The following is a 6,349-nucleotide window of genomic DNA, read 5'->3' on the forward strand; positions in this document are numbered from 1 at the left end:
TGGGTGGGCTCGTCGGCGTCGGCGAGCCGCAGCAGGCGAACACGCAACGGCACCTCGACGGTGACGTCGAAGGTGGTGCGCGCCAACGCCTCCACCAGATCGGGGAGCTCCGCGGTGGCGACCGGTTCCGCCACCAGGTCCACCAGGCGCGTGTCCGGCGGCAGGATCAACTGGGTGGCCTGGCCGTCGTACTCGGGGTACAGCGTGCGCAGGGTCTCGTGGCGGGCGATGAGATCGGCGACGGCGCTGCGCAGCGCGGAGACATTGAGCTGGCCGGTGAGGCGGAGGGCGAAGGGGATGTTGTAGCCGCCGCCACGGGCGTCGAAGCGGTTGAGGAACCACATGCGCTGCTGGGCGATCGACAGCGGGATGGTGTCGCCGCGGTGCCGGGCGGTGACCGGCGGCAGCGCCGCGGGTTCGGCGGTGGTCGGCTCGGCGGCGTCGATCCGGGCGGCCAGGGCGCGGACGGTGGCGTTGTCGAAGATGGTCCGCAACGGGATGGGGACGCCGGTGCGCTTGGCGAGCCGGGCCGCCAAGCGGGTGGCGATCAGCGAGTTGCCGCCCAGGGCGAAGAAGTCGTCATCCGCGCCGACCGGGGCGGTGAGTTCGAGGACGTCGGCGAAGACCGCGGCGACGAGGCATTCCGAACGTCCGGTGGGGGTGCGGAACTCGCGTTCCTCGGGGACGGGCGCGGGCAGTGCGGCGCGATCGAGTTTGCCGTTGGCGTTCAGCGGGAGCTCGTCGAGCAGGACGAAGGTCGACGGGACCATATAGGAGGGCAGCGACAGCGACAACGCCGCTGTCAGCATGGCGGCATCCGGCGCGGACGCGGTGGGCGCGGCCCGGGTCACGTGCTGCTCGGGCTCCGCGCCGGGGATGCGCGGCCGCGCGTGCCCACCCCGCGCCCCTGACGCGGACCGCCCGCGCGCGGGGACGACGTAGGCGACCAGCCGATCGCCGGTCGGGTGGTCGTTGCGTACCGCGACCACCGCTCGGGCCACCGTCTCCTGGGCGGTGAGCGCGGCCTCGATCTCGCCGAGCTCGATGCGCAGTCCACGCAGTTTGACCTGGAAATCGCTGCGGCCCACATAGATCAGCTGGCCGTCCGGGTTCCAGCGCACCAGATCGCCGGTGCGGTACATGCGCTCGCCGACGTCGAAGGGGTTGGCCACGAAGCGATCCGCCGTCAGGTCGGCGCGGCCGAGGTAGCCGCGGGCGAGCTGGGCCCCCGCGAGGTACAGCTCGCCCACGAGCCCGGGGGCGACGGGCCGCAGCCGGGAATCCAGCACGTAGACACGGGCATTCCAGACCGGTCCGCCGATCGGGACCGGACCGTCCACTGCGGCGGGGACCGGCGCGGACGTGGCGTGCACGGTGAATTCGGTGGGGCCGTACAGGTTGTGCAGCGGGGTGGTGCCGATGCGGCGGAACGCGGCGACGATGTCGGCGGTCAACGCCTCACCCGCGACCAGCAGGGCGCGCACCGAGTCGGCCGCGCGCGGCGGGGCCGCCTCGGCGAAGGCCCGGAGCATGGACGGGACGAAGGAGGTGATGGTGACCCGCTCGGCCGCGATCACCTCGGCCAGGTAGCCGGGATCGCGGTGGCCGTCGGGCGCGGCCACGACCAGCCGGGCTCCGGTCGCCAAGGGGCCGAACAGTTCCCACACCGACACGTCGAAGGTGGCGGGGGTCTTGAGCAGCACGACATCGTGGATGCCGAGCCGGTACTCGGTGGTGATCCAGCGGATCTGGTTGAGGGCGGCGGCATGCGGGACGGCCACGCCCTTCGGACGTCCGGTCGACCCCGAGGTGAAGATGACGTAGGCGATGTGGTGCGGGCGCAGCGGGGCCAGCCGGTCCGCGTCGGTCAGCGGCGCGTCGTCGTAGCCGGTGGTGTCGAGTTCGTCGATCCGGATACGGGGCACACCGGCGACATCGGGGCCGTCGTCGGCGGTCAGCACGCAGACGGGTGCCGCGCTGTCGATGACATGGGCTCGGCGCTCGGCGGGGTGGTCGGGGTCCAGCGGCACGTAGCCGCCACCGGCGGCCAGCACCGCGTACATGCCGATGACCAGGTCGACCGAGCGCCGCAGGTCCAGGGCGACCAGGGTGTCCGGTCCGACGCCCTGGGCGACCAGGTGGCGCGCCAGGCGGTGGACCCGGGCGGCGAAGTCACCGTAGGTGATGCTCAGGCCCTGGTGGACGACCGCGGTGGCGAAGGGACTGCGGGCGGCGCGCGCCTCGAACGGCGACAGCAGGGTGGCGCCGTCGGGCAGCGGGTGCGCGGTGTCGTTCCACTGTTCCAGCACCAGGGCGCGTTCGGCGGTGCCGAGCAGGTCGATATCGCCGATCCGGACCCGCGGGTCGGCGATGACGGCGCGCAGCACCCGGACGAAGCGGGTGGCGAAGGACGCCGCGGTCTCGGCGTCGAAGAGTTCGTCCGCGTAGCGCAGGCTGCCGCCGAAGCCGCCGGAGCGCTCGCCCGCCACCAGGTGCAGATCGAATTTCGCGGTGGTGTCGGCGATCTCGACGGGTGTGACGGTCAGCTCGGGCAGCGAGGGCCGCGCCGTCGCGTCGTCGTCGATGACGCTGAGCATGACCTGGAACAGCGGGTGCGCGCCGGTGGACCGGTCGGTGACGAGATCGTCCACCAGGCGTTCGAACGGCAGGTCGGCGTGGGCGAAGGCGGCCAGATCGGTATCGCGCACGCGGGTCAGGAAGTCCGCGAACGGCAGCGCGGCGTCCACTCGGGTGCGCAGCACCAGGGTGTTGACGAACATGCCGACCAGATCGTCGAGTGCGCGGTCACCGCGCCCGCCGACCGGTGCGCCGACTGCCACGTCGGCGGTGTCCGCGAGCCGGGACAGGGTGGCGGCGAAGGCGGCGTGCACCACCATGAACAGGGTCGCGCCGTGGGCGCGGGCGATATCCCGGAGTCCGGACAGCACATCGCCCCCCGCCTCGAACTCGACCGCTCCCCCGGTGTTTCGTGGTTGCGCGGGTCGTGGTCGGTCGGTGGGCAGCGGCAGCTGGGCGGGCAGATCGGCGAGGGTGTCGCGCCAGAAGTCCAGTTGCGCACGGGCGAGATCGCCCGGGGCGGTGTCGGAGCCGAGCAGTTCGCGCTGCCAGAGCGTGTAGTCGGCGTACTGGACGGCGAGCGGTTCCCAGTCGGGGGCCCGGTTCGCGCGGCGCGCGGTGTAGGCGCGCACCAGATCTCGGACCAGGGGCGGCATGGACAGCGCGTCACCGGCGATGTGGTGCAGCACCACGACGAGGAGGTACTCGTCGGCGGCCGGTGCGGTGTCCTCGGTCCGGTCGACGAGCAGCAGGGCGATGCGAGACGGCGGCTCGCGGGTGACGTCGAACGGGGCGCGCACGATGGCGGCCACGGCCTCGGGCACCTCGGCGGCGGCCACCGGCACCGGGTTCAGGCTCAGCCCGACCTCGTCGGCGGCCAGCACGCTCTGGTACGGACCGGATTCGGTATCCGGGAAGCAGGTGCGCAGCGATTCGTGGCGGGCCAGCACATCCAGGACGGCCCGCTCCAGCGCCGGCACGTCCAGACGGCCGCGCAGGCGCAGCACCACGGGCAGGTTGTAGAGGCCGGACCCGCCCTGTTCGCTCTCCAGCCGGTTGAGGAACCACAGCCGCTGCTGCGCCAGCGAGAGCGGCACCCGATCGGGACGGGCGCGGCACGCGAGCGCCGGGCGCGGCGCGGTGTCGGTGAGCGCGCCGACGGCGGTGGCGAATTCGCCCACCGCGGGGGCCTCGAAGAGGAGGCGGACCGGTATCCGCGCATCCAGTTCGGCGCCGATCCGGGCGGTCACCCGGGTGGCGGTGAGCGAACTGCCGCCCAGAGCGAAGAAGTCGTCGTCCAGGCCGACGCGCTCGCGCCCCAGCACCTCCGCGAAAACGTTCGCCACCAAGCGCTGGACGGCATCGACGGGTGCGCGGAAACGCTTGGCCGCCAACACCGGAACCGGCAGGGCTCGGCGGTCGAGTTTGCCGCTCGCACCCAGCGGCAGGGCATCGAGTTCCACGATGACGGTGGGCACCATGTACGCGGGCAGGCGCCGGGTCAGGCCCGCGCGCAGCCGGTCGACATCGGGCTCGGCCCCGGGCGTGCGGACGACATAGCCCGCCAGGTAGTCGCCGGAATCGGCGCCGATCAGCCGGACAGCCGCCTGGGCGACCTCGGGTGCGGCGGCGAGCGCGGTCTCGATATCGGCGAGTTCGATACGCTGGCCGCGGAATTTGATCTGGAAGTCGCTGCGGCCCAGGTAGATCAGTTCTCCCTCGGCGGACCACCGCACCAGGTCACCGGTGCGGTACATGCGTTCGCCGCTGCCGAAGGGGTTGGCCACGAAGCGATCCGCGGTCAGATCGACCCGCCCGTGATAGCCGCGCGCCAATTGCGCACCGGCGAGATACAGCTCGCCGGGCACGCCGATCGGCGCGGGACGCAGCCGGGCGTCCAGCACGTACACCCGGGTGTTCCACTCCGGCTCGCCCATGGGCACCGGTTGGTCGCCGGGCTCGTCCACCTCGCGGTAGGTGACGGTGACAGCGGCCTCGGTGGGGCCGTACAGGTTGTGCAGTCCGGCGTCGCTCACCGCGCGGAAGGCGGCGACGGTCTCCGGGGGAAACGCCTCCCCGGCGACGAAAACCTCACGCAGCGAATCGAGTTCGTCCGGACGCGCGTGAGTGGCGAAGACCGCCAGCATGGACGGGACGAAGTCGGTGAGCGTAATGCCGTACCGGGCGATGGTTTCGGCGAGATAGCGGGCGTCGCGGTGTCCGTCGGGATCGGCGAGCACCATGGTCGCGCCCGCGCGCAGCGGCAGGAAGTATCCCCACAGCGAGACGTCGAAGGTGCTGGCGGTCTTCTGGAGGTAGCGATCGCCGGCGCGGACGCGGTACTCGGCGTGCATCCACGCCATCTGGTTGGCGATGGCGCGGTGGCTCACGGTCACGCCCTTGGGCGCCCCGGTGGAGCCGGAGGTGAACAGAACGTAGGCCGGATGGTCCGGGTGCAGGGGGGCGCGGCGTTCGGCGTCGGTGATCCGTGCGGCCGAGTGCGCCCGGGGGTCGAGGTCGTCGACGCGGTACAGCGGAGCCTCGAGACCCTCGGGAAGGTGGAAGTCGTCGGTGGTGGTGGTCAGCACCACCCGCGGGCGGGCGGTGGCGAGGAGATGGGCGACGCGGTCGGCCGGGTGGCTCGGATCGACGGGCACGTACGCGCCGCCCGCGCGCAGCACCGCGTACATGGCGACGACGAGTTCGACCGAACGCGCCATGGCGAGGACGACCAGCGATTCCGGTCCGACGCCCGCCTCGATGAGCAGCCGGGCCAGCCGGTTGGCCCGCTCGGACAGCTCGGTGTAGGTGAGTTCGGTGTCCCCGGAGATCACGGCGACGGCGGCGGGGGTGCGGCGCAGCTGGGCGTCGAAGCCGTCGTGCAGGAACTGTTCGGTGACCTTGTGCCCGGTGGCGTTCCAGCTCGAGGTGACGTAGTCGAGTTCGCCCGCGTCCAGGAGTTCGATATCGCCGATCGGACGGTCCGGATGCGCCGTGGCGGCGCTCAGCAGGCGCAGGAACTTGGCCGCGAATTCCCGCACCGTACGGCGGTCGAAAAGATCTGTGGCATAGGTGAATTCGGCGCGGTAGCCGGAGTCGCGCTCGGAGACCGTGAGATTCAGGTCGAACTTCGCGAAATCGGAGCCGACATCGACCGGTGCGGTGTCCAGACCCGGCAGCACGGGTGTGGCCGTGCCGAGATTCTGCATGAACAGCGCGACCTGGAACAGCGGGTGCCGGTTGCGGGCGCGGGCCGGATTGAGCACTTCGACCAGGCGCTCGAACGGCACGTCGCGATGGGCGAAGGCGCGCAGATCCCGCTCCCGCGCGTGTGCGACCAGATCGCCGAAGGACGATCCGGGCGCTACCCGGGTGCGCAGCACCAGGGTGTTGACGAACATGCCGACCAGATCGTCGAGCGCCCGGTCACCTCGCCCGGCGACCGGGGTGCCGATGGCGATATCGGTGGTACCCGATAGTCGGGCCAGCAGTGCGGCCAGCGCGGCGTGCAGCACCATGAACGGGGTCGCACCGCGGGCGATGGCCAGCCGGTCGATCGCCGCGCGCAGCTCGGCGTCGATGGCGAACTCCAGCGTGGCGCCCCGATAGCTGGATACGGCCGGGCGCGGCCGGTCGGCGGGCAGATCCAACTGCGCGGGCAGGTCGTCGAGTTCGGCGGTCCAGAAGGCCAACTGGCGGGCGGCGGTGGATTCGGCGTCGTTCTCGTCGCCGAGCAACTCACGCTGCCAGAGGGCGTAGTCGGCGTACTGCA

The 6,349-nt window shown here is 72.0% G+C and carries 1 protein-coding gene; it reads right to left on the reverse strand.

Features of this window, described 5'->3' with window-relative positions:
• Positions 1-6,349, reverse strand: a 6,349-nt coding sequence (locus tag QK444_RS30760) for a non-ribosomal peptide synthetase (protein WP_282785599.1), incomplete at both ends; no start/stop codon positions are given.

It is taken from the genome of Nocardia sp. CC201C, assembly GCF_030010695.1.
In the GTDB taxonomy this organism is placed as follows: Bacteria; Actinomycetota; Actinomycetes; order Mycobacteriales; family Mycobacteriaceae; genus Nocardia; species Nocardia otitidiscaviarum.